The 14,977-nt window shown below is 68.9% G+C and carries 15 protein-coding genes and 1 tRNA gene; 11 read left to right on the forward strand and 5 right to left on the reverse strand.

Features of this window, described 5'->3' with window-relative positions:
- Nucleotides 1-61 precede the first annotated feature (61 nt).
- The 8 genes from C6Y44_RS05370 (at nt 62) to C6Y44_RS05405 (ending at nt 8,367) form a co-directional block, all read left to right on the forward strand.
- Nucleotides 62-2,434 carry an ATP-dependent DNA ligase gene (locus C6Y44_RS05370; RefSeq protein ID WP_159416538.1) on the forward strand — a complete coding sequence of 791 codons (2,373 nt, stop codon included), beginning with the start codon at nt 62-64 and terminating at the stop codon, nt 2,432-2,434.
- A 43-nt stretch (nt 2,435-2,477) separates the two neighbouring features.
- Nucleotides 2,478-3,155, forward strand: coding sequence for a response regulator transcription factor (locus tag C6Y44_RS05375; RefSeq protein WP_085469313.1), 678 nt, complete (start codon nt 2,478-2,480; stop codon nt 3,153-3,155).
- Complete coding sequence (locus C6Y44_RS05380; RefSeq protein ID WP_225623730.1) at nt 3,139-4,362, forward strand: sensor histidine kinase; 1,224 nt, start codon at nt 3,139-3,141, stop codon at nt 4,360-4,362. Before C6Y44_RS05375 ends, C6Y44_RS05380 begins: the two co-directional genes overlap by 17 nt.
- Nucleotides 4,359-5,381 carry a hypothetical protein gene (locus C6Y44_RS05385; RefSeq protein ID WP_159416537.1) on the forward strand — a complete coding sequence of 341 codons (1,023 nt, stop codon included), beginning with the start codon at nt 4,359-4,361 and terminating at the stop codon, nt 5,379-5,381. The genes C6Y44_RS05380 and C6Y44_RS05385 overlap by 4 nt, the downstream gene beginning before the upstream one ends.
- Nucleotides 5,382-5,529: 148 nt before the next feature.
- Nucleotides 5,530-5,802: a LuxR C-terminal-related transcriptional regulator gene (locus tag C6Y44_RS05390; protein WP_016692216.1), complete on the forward strand. Its 273-nt coding sequence runs from the start codon at nt 5,530-5,532 to the stop codon at nt 5,800-5,802.
- Nucleotides 5,799-7,013, forward strand: a complete 1,215-nt coding sequence (locus C6Y44_RS05395) for a sensor histidine kinase (protein ID WP_159416536.1) — start codon at nt 5,799-5,801, stop codon at nt 7,011-7,013. Before C6Y44_RS05390 ends, C6Y44_RS05395 begins: the two co-directional genes overlap by 4 nt.
- Nucleotides 7,010-8,026 carry a hypothetical protein gene (locus tag C6Y44_RS05400; protein ID WP_308257007.1) on the forward strand — a complete coding sequence of 339 codons (1,017 nt, stop codon included), beginning with the start codon at nt 7,010-7,012 and terminating at the stop codon, nt 8,024-8,026. Before C6Y44_RS05395 ends, C6Y44_RS05400 begins: the two co-directional genes overlap by 4 nt.
- Before the next feature lie 11 nt (nt 8,027-8,037).
- On the forward strand, nt 8,038-8,367 hold the full coding sequence (locus C6Y44_RS05405; RefSeq protein ID WP_006551592.1) for a YnfA family protein: 330 nt from the start codon (nt 8,038-8,040) through the stop codon (nt 8,365-8,367).
- Nucleotides 8,368-8,386: 19 nt separating this feature from the next.
- Here C6Y44_RS05405 and C6Y44_RS05410 read toward each other — a convergent pair whose 3' ends face one another.
- The 3 genes from C6Y44_RS05410 to C6Y44_RS05420 form a co-directional block, all read right to left on the reverse strand.
- A complete protein-coding gene (locus tag C6Y44_RS05410; RefSeq protein WP_159416534.1) occupies nt 8,387-8,839 on the reverse strand; it encodes a hypothetical protein in 453 nt (150 codons plus the stop codon).
- 94 nt (nt 8,840-8,933) lie between these two features.
- Nucleotides 8,934-9,707: an amidohydrolase family protein gene (locus C6Y44_RS05415; RefSeq protein ID WP_159416533.1), complete on the reverse strand. Its 774-nt coding sequence runs from the start codon at nt 9,705-9,707 to the stop codon at nt 8,934-8,936.
- A gap of 55 nt (nt 9,708-9,762) precedes the next feature.
- Nucleotides 9,763-10,746 carry a helix-turn-helix transcriptional regulator gene (locus C6Y44_RS05420; protein WP_159416532.1) on the reverse strand — a complete coding sequence of 328 codons (984 nt, stop codon included), beginning with the start codon at nt 10,744-10,746 and terminating at the stop codon, nt 9,763-9,765.
- A 99-nt stretch (nt 10,747-10,845) separates the two neighbouring features.
- Here C6Y44_RS05420 and C6Y44_RS05425 point away from each other — a divergent pair, with 99 nt between their 5' ends.
- Nucleotides 10,846-11,217, forward strand: a complete 372-nt coding sequence (locus C6Y44_RS05425) for a VOC family protein (RefSeq protein WP_225623731.1) — start codon at nt 10,846-10,848, stop codon at nt 11,215-11,217.
- Nucleotides 11,218-11,238: 21 nt separating this feature from the next.
- On the opposite strand, the gene C6Y44_RS05430 is transcribed toward C6Y44_RS05425, so the two are convergent.
- Together C6Y44_RS05430 and C6Y44_RS05435 are read right to left on the reverse strand one after the other, a co-directional pair.
- Nucleotides 11,239-12,054, reverse strand: a complete 816-nt coding sequence (locus tag C6Y44_RS05430) for a DUF5602 domain-containing protein (RefSeq protein ID WP_120281623.1) — start codon at nt 12,052-12,054, stop codon at nt 11,239-11,241.
- Between the two features lie 171 nt (nt 12,055-12,225).
- Nucleotides 12,226-12,298: transfer RNA gene (locus C6Y44_RS05435), tRNA-Arg, on the reverse strand.
- Between the two features lie 235 nt (nt 12,299-12,533).
- On the opposite strand from C6Y44_RS05435, the gene C6Y44_RS05440 reads away from it, so the two are divergent.
- A complete protein-coding gene (locus C6Y44_RS05440; RefSeq protein WP_120281624.1) occupies nt 12,534-13,355 on the forward strand; it encodes a M23 family metallopeptidase in 822 nt (273 codons plus the stop codon).
- A 111-nt stretch (nt 13,356-13,466) separates the two neighbouring features.
- Complete coding sequence (locus C6Y44_RS05445) at nt 13,467-14,975, forward strand: glutamate-cysteine ligase family protein (RefSeq protein ID WP_159416515.1); 1,509 nt, start codon at nt 13,467-13,469, stop codon at nt 14,973-14,975.
- Nucleotides 14,976-14,977: the final 2 nt, after the last annotated feature.

The following is a 14,977-nucleotide window of genomic DNA, read 5'->3' on the forward strand; positions in this document are numbered from 1 at the left end:
CGCCCCGATCGCTCCGTGCGACACCGCACCGGAACGCGCCCGGATTGGCAGAATCCGGAGTATGCCGACCCGGACGATCGACGGTCACCGCATCACCCTGACCAACCTCGACAAGGTGCTGTATCCGAGCACCGGGACGACGAAGGGTGAGGTGGTCGAGTACTACGAAGCCGTCGCCGAGGCGATGCTTCCGCACATCGCCGGCCGGGCCGCGACCCGCAACCGGTGGCCGAACGGTGTCGGCGAACAGTCCTTCTTCGAGAAGAACCTCCCCGACCACGCACCGGCCTGGATCGACCGTCGCACCCTGCACCACAAGGACCGCCGGGTCACCTACCCGCTGTTCGATTCCGCCGCCGGGCTCGTCTGGCTCGGGCAACAGGCCGCCCTCGAACTCCACGTGCACCAGTGGCGTTTCGACGGAGAGAAGGCCGGGCCCGCGACCCGCATCGTCTTCGACCTCGACCCGGGCCCCGGCGTGGGCCTGGCCGAGTGCGCGGAGGTCGCCCGCCACGTCCGCGACACGGTCGCCGAACTCGGATGGACGGCCTATCCGGTCACCAGCGGCAGCAAGGGCATCCACCTGTACGTCCCGCTCGATCGGATGCTGTCGTCGTCGGGGGCGTCGAAGGTCGCGAAGCAGGTCGCACGCAATCTCGAGACCATCCTTCCCGACCTGGTGACCGCAACGATGGCGAAGTCGGCGCGCGAGGGCAAGGTCTTCGTCGACTGGAGCCAGAACAACAGTTCCAAGACGACGGTCGCGCCGTACTCGCTGCGCGGTCGCGACGAGCCGTGGGTGGCGGCGCCGCGCAGCTGGGACGAGCTCGACGACCCCGACCTCGCGCAACTGCAGTTCCGGGAGGTCCTCGCCCGCATCGACGAGTTCGGGGACCTGCTCGCCGGTCTCGACCCGCCCCTCGGCAAGGCTGTGTCCGGAGACAAGACCGGGTCCGGAGACAAGACCGGGTCCGGCGGAGATGCTCTGGACACCTACCGCGGCAAGCGCGACGCGTCGCGCACCCCGGAACCGGTACCCGACCGCGTCCCCGAGGACGGTCCCGGCAACAGGTTCGTCATCCAGGAGCACCACGCACGTCGCCTGCACTACGACCTGCGGCTCGAACGCGACGGTGTGCTGGCCTCGTGGGCCGTACCGAAGAACCTGCCGGACACCTCGGGGCGCAACAATCTCGCGGTACGGACCGAGGACCACCCGATCGAGTACCTGACCTTCCACGGGACGATCCCGAAGGGCGAATACGGCGCCGGCAGCATGACCGTGTGGGACACCGGCACCTACGAGACCGAGAAGTGGCGGGACGACGAGGTGATCGTGCGGTTCCACGGCGACAGGGTCGAGGGACGGTACGCGCTGATCCGCACCGAGAAGAACCAGTGGCTGGCGCACCGCATGAAGGACCAGTCGTCGCCGAGCACCGAGTCGTCCGATGCCGATCCGGCCTCCCTCGTCGGATCGTCGGGGTCCAAGGCCTTCCCGCGCGATCTCGCGCCCATGCTCGCGACCCCCGGTGACGTCTCGGGTCTCGACGCCGAAGACTGGGCGTTCGAAGGCAAATGGGACGGATACCGCGCCATCGCGGAGATCGAGGACGGCACCGTCAGGCTCCGCAGCCGATCCGGTCGCGATGTCACCGGCGACTACCGGAAGCTCGTCGAACTCGCGACGATCCTCGACGGTCACCGGGCGGTGCTCGACGGGGAGATCGTCGCCGTCGACCGCTCCGGGGTGACGAGCTTCTCGATGCTGCAGCGCGGCGTGAACTACGAGTACCGCGTGTTCGACGTGCTGTATCTCGACGGGGTGTCGCTGCTGCGCAAGACCTACGACGATCGCCGACGGGTCCTCGAGGCGCTCGCCGCTGCCACGGACGGACTGATCGTCCCGGATCTGCTCCCGGGTGACGGCTCGAAGGCTCTCGAGCGCAGCCGCGCGAAGAACTGGGAGGGCGTGGTCGCCAAGCGCCGGGACTCCGTGTATCTGCCGGGCAAGCGCGGCGCCGGATGGATCAAGTCGAAGAACTGGCTCACCCAGACCGTCGTGCTCGGCGGATACCGCCGTGGCAACGGCAACCGTGCCTCGACCTTCGGCTCCCTGCTGCTCGGCGTCTACGACGACGACGGTGAGTTCGTGTACGTCGGCAAGGTCGGCACCGGTTTCGACGACGAGACACTCCTGTCGGTGGCGAAGGCTGTGAAAGGGCACACGAGCCGCACGAACCCGTTCGCGAACGAGGTGCCGGCCGCCGAACGCCGCGATGCGGTGTGGTTGCGGCCCGAACTCGTGGGGGAGGTGCGGTTCGGGGGATGGACGGAAGGAGACCGGGTGCGGCACGCGAGCTGGCGTGGTCTGCGCGACGACATGGACGCGTCGAGCGTGGTGCGAGAAGAGGAAACAGGCACTGACTGCTAACGTTCGTCCGAAGTCGGGTGATCGGGCATTAGGGGAGGCATCAATGGCCGAGGGCTCGCGTGGCGTCGTCCGTCGGATCGGTTTGGTCGAGGATCACGAGTCGGTCGCGCTCGGGTTCGCAGCGATGCTCGCCGATCAACCCGATCTCGAGCTCGTGGGTACCGCCCCCACCGTCTCGGGTCTGCTCGAGCAGGTCACCGACCTCGACCTCGCCGTTCTCGACCTGCGCCTGTCCGACGGATCCTCCCCGAAGAGCAACGTCGAGCAGCTGCGCGCGGCGGGCCTCGAGACCCTGGTCTTCACCGGCGCCGAGAACCCGTATCTGCTGCGTTCGGCCGCCCGCGCCGGTGTGCTCGGGGTGGTGCGGAAATCCGAGCCCGCGGCCGTGGTGATCGAGGCGATCCGCGTGGCCGCCGCGGGAGGGCAGGTCGCCAGCACCGAATGGGCCGCGGCGATCGACGGTGATCCCGAACTCGACGACGTCGGTCTGAGTCCACGGCAGCTCGAAGTGCTCGAACTGTATGCGTCGGGGGAGAAGCTCGACCGGGTCGCCCGGCTGACAGGCCTCGCTCCGCAGACCGTCAACGACTACCTGCAGCGAATCCGCCAGAAGTACGCGGAGGCAGGTCGTCCCGCGCCCACGAAGACGGATCTGTACAAACGTGCCGTCGAGGACGGATGGCTGCCGATGCCCGAACGGTCGGATGTCCGCCGTCGCTGACGAGCCGGCCGCGGGCGCCGGGGAGAAGTCGCACGATCGCAGCACGGCGGCTGCCGACCGACTTCTCCGGATGTTCGCGCGATTCGTCGCGATCGGATATCTCTGCTACTTCGCGTTGCTCGTGCCGGAGATCCTCGAGGCGTCGGCACTCGTCGAGTGGTGGTGGACTCCCACCGCGGCCGTCCTCATGTTCGGATCCGGGGTCGCGCTCGGCTTCGCCTCGTTCCGCGGCACGGTGTGGATGCAGCGGACCGCAACCGTCAATGCGCTCGCCTACGCCGTGATGGTCGCATTGTGGTTCGTGGCGTGGAACGGGACGCAGATCCCGCAGGACCAGTCGTTGTGGTTCACCGCCTTTCCCGGCCTCGCGTCGCTCGCGGCGGCGGTCGCGTGGAGACCCCGGCGGGCGTTCGTCCACATGATCCTCGCGGTTCTGCTCGCGCAGTGCGCGAATCACCTCGTCCGCGACGCCCCATTCGGATACTTCCTGGCACCCGACCTGGCGTTCGCGTTCGTCTTCTGCACGGTCTTCCTCGCGGCTGCGGTGGTGGGCCTCGGCACCGGCCGCACCCTCGACGAGACCATCGCTGCCACCCAGGCCACGGCGGCCGCCGCGGCCGCAGCGGAGGCACGGAACGCCGAGCGCGCACGGTTCGATGCCCTGGTCCACGACCGCGTGATGTCGACCCTGCTGGCGGCGTCACGTAATGCACCCCGGGAGTCGCTCGTCGAGCAGGCCGAACGAGCGGTCGCCGAACTCGACGAGTTGCGGCGCGGCACCGATCGGGAGTCGGCGCTCGACGCCGCCGCGGTCGTGGCGCGGCTCCGATCGGCGGCGACCGAGGCCGACGAGGACGTCGTCTTCACCGGCCGTGTCGCCCCGGGATCCGGCGACGTTGCGTTCCCACCCGAACCCGCACGCGCGACCGCCGCTGCCCTCGCCGAGGCGGTACGCAACAGCGTGCGGCACGCGGGTAAGGACGCGTCCCGCACGGTCGAGGTCGACGTGGCACCGAGATGGATCTCCGTGCAGGTCGTGGACGACGGCAGAGGTTTTGAACCCGACGCCGTCGACCCGCACCGGCTCGGTCTCGAAGTGAGCATCCGCGGACGTATGCGCCGACTGTCCGGTGGACGGGCGGTCGTGCAGTCCGCGCCGGGGGCCGGGACCCGGGTGTTGTTGTACTGGCGGGATCCGGCCGCATGAACACTGCGAACTCGACCGTCTCCGATCTGCTGCGGATGCACAGCCGGCCCGCGCGGGCCTTCGCCGTCCTGTACGCGGTGACCTGCGTGGTGCTCGCCATGAACACCGCGCCCCGTGCCGAGGTCCGCTGGCCCGTCGCGATCGCTGTGATCGTGTGTGTGGCCGCCGCCTACGCGCTCGTCGTGGTCGAGGGGGACCCACTACCGGTGCGACCCGCACTGGCGATGACGTTCTCGGGCGCGATCGCGTCGGCGTCGGTGCTGTGGGTGGTGCCCGCCGATCCGGCACCGCACCCCATCGAGCTGTGGCCGTTCGGGATGTCCACGACGATCCTCGTGTTCATGTGCGTGCGGGGACGCACGGCGTTCGCCTGGTGCGGGATGCTCCTCATGCTCGTCGTCGCCGCGCTGTGGTCGCATCTCACGGGCCCAGGGATGGGCTACGGGCTCGGCCTGACGATCACGAGTGCCGGACCGGTGCTCATGGGCACCGTCTGCGCCTACACGATCCGCCCCCTGGCGCGGTCGATCTACCTGCTGCGCGCCCGGTCGATGCAGCGGATCGCAGCGGAGTCCGCAGCTGCCGCGGCCCTGGAGGAACGCGACGCTCGTCTCGGCAGCCTCGATGCGTCGGCGCGGCCGTTGCTCAAGCGGATCGTCTCGGGCGAACCCCTCGACGAGAACGAACGGATCGAGTGCGGACTCGTCGAGGCACGACTGCGCGACGGTCTGCGTGCGCCCGTACTCCAGGTACCCGAGGTCGACCGGGCTGCCGCTGCGGCCCGCAGGCGCGGCGTCGAGATCGTCATGCTCGACGACCACGCCATGGACTCGGCATCTCCCGAGGTCCGGCGCGCCGTCTACCGGGAGGTGGTGGACGCGCTCGATTCGGTGAGCGAAGGGTCGGTGACCGTGCGTGTGTTGCCGCCGGCCCGCGCGGCGATGGTGACGATGCTTGTGAAGGGCGAGGATGTGCGCCGAATCGAGATCGGGCACGACGGCCGGCGCACCGGTAATTAGGCGAAACACCGATGCCCATATTTTCTTGGGCAGAGAAAAATCTGTCTGGGTAGTTGTCGGTTTCAACCGTTACGTTGTAGGCACTCGAAACGGAGTTCGTCGGGGGACTCGGTTCGATCCCATGTATTCATCTCGGTAGGGACGCGCTATGACGACGATGCTCGAACATTCCCCGGCACAGAAGCCTGCGCCTCAGAAGCCCGCACTCTCGGCTCGCGAGATCGAGATCCTGCGGGCCTGGCTGCTCTGCGAGTCCAAGTCCGAGGCGGCTGCGAGCCTGTTCGTCACTGCAGCAACGGTCAGCACCCACATCGTCCGCATCCGCGAGAAGTACGCCCGCGTCGGGCGTACGGCGACCACGAAGACGGCACTGCTCGCCCGCGCTCTGCAGGACGGTGTGGTCTCCATCGACGAGCTGTGACCCGTCGGCCTGCCACCACACAGGGTGGACACACGACGGATCCGACGAGCGCGGCCGACCGGATCCACCGGGTCTTCGGCCGGTTCATCAGCGCGGGCTATGTGTTCTACCTGCTGTTCGTCGTCCCCACAGCGGTGTCGCAGGCCCACCTCACGGCATGGTGGTGGTTGCCGACGGCACTGCTCGCGATCTTCGGCACCGGGATTGCGCTCGGGGTGGCGACCTTCCTGAGCGATGTCCGGTGGATCGGGCGACTCGCAGCCGCCAACGCCGTCGCCTTCCTGGTCGTGGCGGTCCTGTGGTTCCCGGCCTGGACGGGTGAGGTTTCCACGAACACGGCCTGGCAGGCGCTCTTCCCCGGAGTGGCAGGACTGTCCGCCGCGGCAGCGTGGCGGCCGCGGACGGCGCTCGCCTACCTCACGGTGGTGGTGTTCGTCGTGCAGGCCACCAACTATCTGCTGGTGAACACCACGACGGGGTACCGCTTCGTCCCGGAACTCGCGTTCGCACTCATGTTCTGCGGGGTCTTCGCCGCTGCGGCGATCGTCGCCTTCCGCACGGGCGACGTCCTCGATTCCACCGTCGCGGCCACCGAGCGATCCGTTGTCGCGGCGGCCGCGGCCGCGGCCAGGACGGTCGAACGCGAGCGGTTCGACGCGCTCGTCCACGACCAGGTGATGTCCACCCTGCTCGCCTCGGGTCGCGGCGCATCCGACGGCCCCGTCGCAGCCCAGGCCCGTCGTGCGCTGGAGATGTTCGACTCCCTGCGGCGCGGCGACGACACCGAGAGCAGCTTCGACGCCGACCGGGTGGCGGCCCAGTTCCGTTCGGCGGCCTCCGAGGTGGACGAGGACGTCGAGTTCACGACCGCGACGAGTGCCGATGCCGGGCCGTACTACCCGGCCGACGTGATCAGGGCGGTCGGAGCCGCACTGGCCGAGGCCGTGCGGAACAGTGTCCGCCACGCCGGCCCGGGCACACAGCGGGCCGTGCACGTCGACCTCGGACCCGGATCGGTCCGGGTGGTCGTCCGCGACGACGGCCACGGATTCGACCCCGCCCAGGTCGATCCCTACCGGATGGGCATCCGCGCGAGCATCCACGGACGCATGCGCGGCCTGGCCGGAGGCGACTCGCAGATCACCTCCGGCCCCGGAGGTACGACGGTGACGTTGTTCTGGTGCGATCCGGCCGAGCGTCGCGCACCGTGACGACCACCGAATCGACCCGCGACGTGCGCGACCTGCTGGGGATGCGCACCACGGCCGCACGTGTACTCGTGAGCCTCTACGCCCTGGTCTGCCTCGTGCTGGCGGCATTCGGCGCGGAGCACACGTCCGCGAGCTGGCCTCCCGCCCTCGCCGTGCTCGTGTGCACGTTCGCGGCGTTCACCCTCATCACCGTCCCAGGCGACCCGCTGCCGATGCCGGCGACGATCCCGCTCGCCGCCACCGGGACGGTCTCGTCGGCGCTCGTCTTCTCGGTGCTGCCGGTGCCCTCCCCGGGAGGCATCGCGACCTGGCCGCTCGGGATGTCCACGGTCGTCTTCACGTTCATGTGCGTGCGCGGACGCACCCTCGCGGCGTGGATCGGGTTGGCCTGCATGATCGCGACCGCGACCTTCTGGACCTACGCCACCGGACAGGGGATCGGCCCCGGCCTGTCGCTGTCGCTCGTCAACGCCGCCCCGGTCCTCATGTCCACCTTCTTCGCCTTCACCCTGCGACCACTCGCCGGATCCATCTACCTGCTGCGTGCGATGTCGTTGCAGCGCAGCGCCGAACAGGCCGCCTCGGCTGCAGCGCTCGAGGAACGCGACGCGCAACTCGACCGGCTCGACTCCCTGGCCCGGCCCCTCCTCGAACGCATCGCGACCGGGGAGGTACTCGAGGCGGGGGAGCGACGCGCCGGTGTGCTGCTCGAAGCACGTCTGCGGGACGGGCTTCGAGCACCGGCCCTGCAGGATCCCCAGGTCGTCGAGGCGGCCGACGCCGCGCGCCGACGAGGCGTGGACGTGGTGATGCTCGACGATCACGGCCTGGACGGGGTGCCCCCGGACGAACAGGCCCGCCTCCGACGTGCGGTCGCCGACGAACTCGACTCGGTGTCACACGGTTCCGTCACGGTACGGGTCCTGCCCCCGGGACGCCGGGCCCTCGTGACGATCCTCGTGCGGGGGGACTCCGTGCGCCGCATCGAACTGGGCAAGGCGCCGCAGAGCTAGAGTCACCTTCCGTGACCGTGCTGAAGTCGTTGCTGCTGTTCGCCGTTGCCGCCCTGTTCGAGATCGGTGGTGCGTGGCTGGTGTGGCAGGGCGTGCGCGAACACCGCGGCTGGATCTGGATGGGGCTGGGCGTGATCGCTCTCGGCGCTTACGGTTTCGTCGCCACACTCCAGCCCGACGCGAACTTCGGTCGCATCCTCGCCGCGTACGGCGGTGTGTTCGTGGCGGGTTCCCTGGTGTGGGGCATGGTGATGGACGGCTTCCGGCCGGACCGGTGGGATGTCGCGGGCGCGCTCGTGTGCCTCGCCGGCGTCGCCATCATCATGTATTCGCCTCGGTGACGAGGTGTTCGTCCGGGCGTCACGGCACCACGACACCGCCGACTGCGGGGGTCGAGTTGCACAGCGGTCCACTGCCGAGATTCACCGAACCGAACACCGTCGCCACGACCTCACCCGGACCGGTGTCGACCAGTGTCGACAGGTTCGGGTACGCACCGCCCAGATCAACGATGCCGGTGCGGCCGTTGTTGCGGTTGAGCCATGCGACGCTGACCTGTCCGGCTGCCGGGACCGGCCACAGGGCCTCCCGCGTGGAGAACAGGACGTGGCCGCCGGGGATGCCCTCGTCCGGTCCGGGTTGCGCCGTGACCGAGGTGAACGACGCCAGGCTGCCCTGGTTGATGCAGCCGATGGTGATCGCCGTGCCCAGGGGCTGAGGGGGTGCAGCGGTGGCCACACCGGTGAATGCGATTGCGGCGGCGACGGGTGCCGCCAGGGCGAGAACTCGACGTGGAATTCGCAGTGCAGGCATGGTGCTGCTCCTCGGAAAGGGAAGGTCACGTCCGGGAGCCGACCACAGCGAGGAACACCGCGGCGCGTCCCGCGCACCGATGACGAGCGTGAGTCTATCGAGACACCGAAGTCCCAGGAGCGGTTTCGGTCTCGATCCGATACAGCGCGGAAGCATTGCGGCGCAGCACCGCGTCGGCGAGCTCGTCGCCGAGGACGTCCTCGACGAGGGTGATGTCGCTGTCCCGGAACGGTCGCGGTGCCCGTGTCGACGGCAGGTCGGTGCCGAACACGAGTGCACCGGGATTCACATCGGAAACGGCGCGCAGCGTGTCGGCCACGGGCAGGTCGACGCGTCCGAACCCCGTTGCCTTCACGTGGATACCGCTCTCCACCAGCCGCAACAGAGACGGCAGACCCTCCTGCGACAGACCCAGGTGGTCGACGGAGACAGCGGGTAGTCCGGAGATCGTCGTGTGCAGTTCGGCCAGATCGCGCGAATCGATGTACAACTCGGCGTGCCAGCCGACGAGATCGTGGACCCGCCGGGCGAGGCGGTCGAGGTCGGACAGCGTCGCCGATCCGCCACGTCTGACGTTGAACCGCACGGCGCGCACTCCCGCCGCGTCGAGCCGCACGATCTCGTCGTCCGAGGCGGTGGCCGGAAGCTGTACGACGCCGACGAAAGTGGGCCCGAGCCGGTCGAGCGCGTCGAGGAGATAACTGTGGTCGAAGGCCTGGAACGAGCCCGACACCACCGCGCCGCCGGTGACACCCAAATGTGCGACCCGCGCGAGATAGTCGTCGACGGTGAACGGTTCGGGCAGATAGCCGTCGTTCTCGACGAGAGGGAAACGCGGATCGATGATGTGCAGGTGGGCGTCGAACATCTCCCCACGATAGGAAGCCCGGTCCGGTCGGGACAGGGTTCGGCTCGACGGGAGTTCACTCGCCGCGGCGATGCGCGGTATGACGGCGGAGGAGCGACTCGGCCAGTCCCGCCACGAGGTCCCGTGCCTCGGGTGGCCCGACGATCTCGATGTGCTCGCCGAACTGCAGCAGTTGCCGCACACCGTCGATCGAGTCGTAGGTCACCGTGATCCGCGAGACGTCCGGTCGCGGCCCCGCACTGCTCCCGCGCAGGCGGGCCCCGAGGATACGCCGGGCGAGGTCGAGGCGGTTCGTCGCGAGATCGGCGGTGACGACGACGTCCTCGCGTCGTTCGAGCGCGTCGCCGAGTTCGCGTGCCAGGGCGGACAGGGTCCGGCCGGGGGACAGGTGTCGAGGTCGGTCGAGCACTGTCCACGCACTCAGGCGGGTCAGCGCGAACAGTCGTGGTCGTCCCTGATCGTCGGCCACGAGATACCAACGGCCCGCGCGGGAGAGCACACCGTAGGGATCGACGACGATCTCGCGTTCGTCGCGGTGCCCGCTCGAGCGGTACGTGATGGCGAGTTGCCGGCCGCGCCGCAGGTCGCGGGTGAGCGCCGCGACGTCGACCTGGTCCTCGGTGGCGAACCATCCCCGGTTGTCGACGGTGACCACCTCGGTCAGCGGCAGCAGGTCGTTCTCGCGTGCGGTGGAGGGCGTGCGCCGGGCGCGTGCGGTGAGCTTGTGGACGGCGTCCCTCGCGGCGGCGTCGACACCGAGTTGCCGGGCCCGGCCCATGTCGACCCCCAGGGCGCGCAGGACGTCCACCTCGGACGCGTTGAGCCGGTTCAGGTCGGTCTGCCGGCCGGGGAGCATCACGATGCCGCCGTACCTGCCGCGTTCGGCGACCACCGGAAGATCCGCGGCAGCAAGCGTTTCCACATCGCGCAGCACGGTGCGCTCGGAGACGCCGAATTCCTCCGCGAGTTCGGCGGCCGTGACCCGTCTGCGGGCCTGCAGGACGACCAGCATGCTCAGCAACCGCTGCGGCCGGTTCATCGACTGTCCGATCTCCTTCCGAAAACACGACAGGAACTGTCGGGTTTCGGTGTCACGGTAGTCCTCGAAGCCTTCACCGCCTACCGGAAGGAGATGTCGATGACCGTGTCGTCGCCCAACCTGTTCCTGATCTACGTGACCGACGTCGACCGCGCGACCCGCTTCTACAGCGATCTGTTCGGCATGATCCCGCAACTGGCGACCCCGCGCTACGTGTCCTTCGAAGTGACGCCGGGAGTGCTGTTCGCACTGTGGTCGGGTCACGCGGAGACGATGGATGCGAACGCGCCGCGGTTCTCGGAGGTGGGCCTGATGGTGCCGGGATCGGCCGCCGCAGTCGATGCGATCCACGACGAGTGGGTAGGAAAGGGGGCGACGGTCGTGGAGGCGCCGCACGACGAGGTGTTCGGGCGGACGTTCGTGGTGTCGGACCCGGACGGGAACCTCATCCGTGTCTCCCCGCTGGACTGAGTCCCCGCTCGGCCGACCGGTCTACGACGCCTCGCGCATCGTGAGCCCGCCGAGTTCGACCGTGTACGTCTGCGACGCCTCGTCCCACCACACGGAGTAGGTGGTGGGGTAGAGGCCTCCGCGCTGGTACGCCTCGGGCAGGCGGAGTTCCTCGTGGTGCGCGGGCCGCGTCGCGAGCCACTCGCGGCTCAGCATGGGTTCGATGAACGCCTGCCGTCCGTCCCACGTGCCGTAGAGCACGGTCTCGGTGAGGTGGTGTCCCGCCGCCGGATCGTGCTCCGCCTCGGTGGTGTCCACCCAGTGCAGTCCCATGCCCGCGACGGTCGACGTCAGCGGATCCCCGGACGGTGCGTACCCCTCCGGTATGTAACGCGGGTCGGGCACGCGGACCGCGGCCGGGATGTAGCCGGGGGCGAAGGGATGGATCGACTCCACCGTGGGCCGATCCAGGAGATAGAAGTGGACGTCGAAGTGCGGGACGTCGAAGCCGTGCTGGGGATCGTGGCCGTGCGAGTTCCAGTCGACCGTGACGTGGTCGAACGCGGTGGCGGCCGCCTCCTCGGGCAACTCGAGCACGTAGGCCTCGGTGACCGGCATCAGGGCACTGGGTAGGTCGTCGAGGGCGGCCGCATCGAGTCGCACCCCGATGGTGGCCGGCGTGCCCTCCTCGTCGACGGTGACGTACGTGCGGGCGTTGCCCGCCCCGACGGGATGAGCGGGTCCTTCGACGAGGCCCGAGACGCCCCCGGCGACCGCGGGGGCGGGAGGGACGAACAATCCGAGGACCGCCGCCGAGACGATCACGGCGAGATGTCGGGCACGAGGCCGAATGTTCATGTGGGGTCCTCGATTTCCGTCGTCGTCGAGCGGCATCGTTGTGGATGCTAACTGTCGCGCGGACGGTGGATGGCCGACTAGATCGAACCGTGATGCGTGGGCGGGAAGATGCCCGTGATGTTCGAGGAAGTGGGTCCGCCAGTGCTCGCGGATGCGGCGGAACCCGATCTGTGCCCCCGGCAGGATTCGAACCTGCGACACCCGCTTTAGGAGAGCGGTGCTCTATCCCCTGAGCTACGGAGGCGTCCGGCCGGGCGGAGCCGACCTTGGCGCGTTGTGAGTGTAGCCGCCGGGCACGTGCCGTAACCAAGCGCCCGCTCTCGAGGCTCTCGAGGCGATGCGTACGACCTGCAGGTTCCCGCCGATTGAGATCAAGGAAAGGTAACACTGGCCTTTCCCTATACCGTTTTGTTACCTTGGGTCGCCAGGAGCGGCCGGGGGATACCCGGTCGAAGTCGGGACGAAACAAGGGACACACTGTGGGACGCCATCAGCGCACACGCGAAGACGCAGCATTCGACCTCGAGACGATTCGCGTGCCGTCCCCCGGCAAGGGCCGTCACCGCGTCGAGCCCACCGGTACGTCCGCTCCGGTCAAGGCCGCCACCGTCGCCGCTGCCACGGGTGCCTTCTTCGCCGTCGGCTCGCAGATCGGCGCCGGCACCGCTGCCGCGCATCCCGGCCACGACCACGTCCAGGCCGAGGCTCCCACGCCCAGCCTGCCCTTCGAGCTTCCCGCGGGCCTGCTGCCCGAGGGTGTCGAGATCCCGGCCATCCCCGGCATCACCACCCCGGCCGAGCAGGGCGCGCCCGAGCTTCCGGCCGAGGTCACCGGCTTCCTCGATCAGTTCTCGGGTCCCAACTGGCTCGATCAGCTCAACCCGGCTTCTCCCTCCGCCGTCCAGCCCGTCTCCGGCACCCTCACCTCCGACTGGGGTCCGCGCTGGGGCGCCCACCACGGCGGCATCGATATCGCAGCCCCGATCGGAACGCCCATCAAGTCCGCGGCCAACGGCACGGTCCTCGACGCCGGACCGGCTTCCGGCTTCGGCCAGTGGGTCCGCGTCCTCAACGACGACGGCACCACCGCCGTCTACGGTCACGTGAGCACCTACCAGGTCTCGGCCGGTCAGCGTGTCAACGCCGGCCAGCAGATCGCCACCGTCGGCAACGAGGGCTGGTCCACCGGACCGCACCTGCACTTCGAGGTGTGGGACACCGACGGCACCAAGATCAACCCCAACGCGTGGCTGAGCGATCGCGGCGTCGTCACCGACTGGGGCGGCTACCGCGCCGTCTGATCCCACCCGCAGTATTCGATCCCACCCCACGGCACGCCGTCTGATCCCACCCCCGGCGTGAGCGCGCGCTAGGCTTGGCTCGACAGACCGCGCGCCGACCCGGGGGTTCCATTGGGAGCTGAGATATCCGCTCGTTCGTTCACCGGGGAAGACCGGCGGATGTTCCGGAGCAAGGTTCGCGACTGCATGAAGGCTCTCGAGCGGATGCTTCGAGAGGACGTCTTCGTCGACGTGCACTCGTCACCCGAACCACATCTCGGCATGGAGATCGAGTTCAATCTCGTCCGCGACGACATGTCGCCCGCGATGTCGAACCTCGAGGTGCTCCAGGCGATCGACGATCACGCGGTCTTCCAGACCGAACTCGGCCAGTTCAACGTCGAGATGAACGTCGAGCCGCGACGTCTCACCGGCGACGAACCCTTCGAACTCGAAGAGTCGCTGCGGTCGTCACTGCGGCGCGCCGACGAGCGGATGCACCTGCACGACGCGCAGCTGGTCATGATCGGCATGCTGCCCACACTCGAACTCGACGATCTCGAACGGGGCCGGATCACCGCCAATCCCCGCTACGAAGCGCTCAACGAGCAGATCTTCGCGGCGCGCGGCGAGGACATCGAACTCGATCTCGACGGTGTTCCGCTTCCTGGCAGGGATGCCGTGGAAACCCTTCGGGCAGATATGAATTCGGTGGTCCCCGAGGCGGCTTGCACGTCCCTGCAGCTGCATCTGCGGATCGCTCCCGAGGATTTCGCGACGCATTGGAACGCCGCCCAGTGCCTGGCCGGAGCGCAGGTCGCGCTCGCGGCGAACTCGCCCTTCCTCGCCGGCAAGGCGCTGTGGCACGAGAGCCGGATCCCGTTGTTCGCGCAGGCAACCGACACGCGTCCGCTCGAACTGCGGAACCAGGGTGTCCGTCCCCGCGTATGGTTCGGTGAGCGGTGGATCGACTCCGTCCTCGACCTGTTCGAGGAGAACTCCCGCTACTTCACGGCTCTCCTGCCGGAGGTCTCGGACGTCGATCCGATGGCCGAACTCGACGCCGGCCGGATTCCCGAACTGCGCGAACTGCAGATGCACAACGGCACCATCTACCGGTGGAACCGGCCCGTCTACGACATCAGCGACGGCCATCCGCACCTGCGCGTCGAGAACCGTGTGCTCCCTGCAGGACCGACCGTCCTCGACACCATGGCCAACGCCGCCTTCTACTACGGGACGCTGCGCGCCCTCACCGACGCCGACGAGCCGCTCTGGCGCGACCTCAGCTTCGACGCCGCCGAGCGGAACCTCGTGCTCGGTGCGAAGTTCGGTCTCGACGCGAAGCTGTACTGGCCGCGCACCGGATGGGTCGGCGCCGACGAACTCGTGCTGCGGTGCCTGTTGCCGCTCGCGCACGAGGGCCTCGAGGCATACGGACTGTCGGCGGCGGTCCGCGACCGCTATCTCGGCATCGTCGAGGGGCGTGCACTGACCCGGCAGACCGGGGCGGCGTGGCAACGACGGCAGGTGGCCCGGCGCGAGGCTGCCGGCGAGAACCGTCGCACCGCCCTGCTCGGGATGATGAGGGACTACGTGCAGAACATGACCTTGGGCACTCCCGTCCACGAGTGGGAGTGACG

Origin of the sequence: Rhodococcus rhodochrous (assembly GCF_014854695.1) — a bacterium.
Taxonomy (GTDB): Bacteria; Actinomycetota; Actinomycetes; order Mycobacteriales; family Mycobacteriaceae; genus Rhodococcus.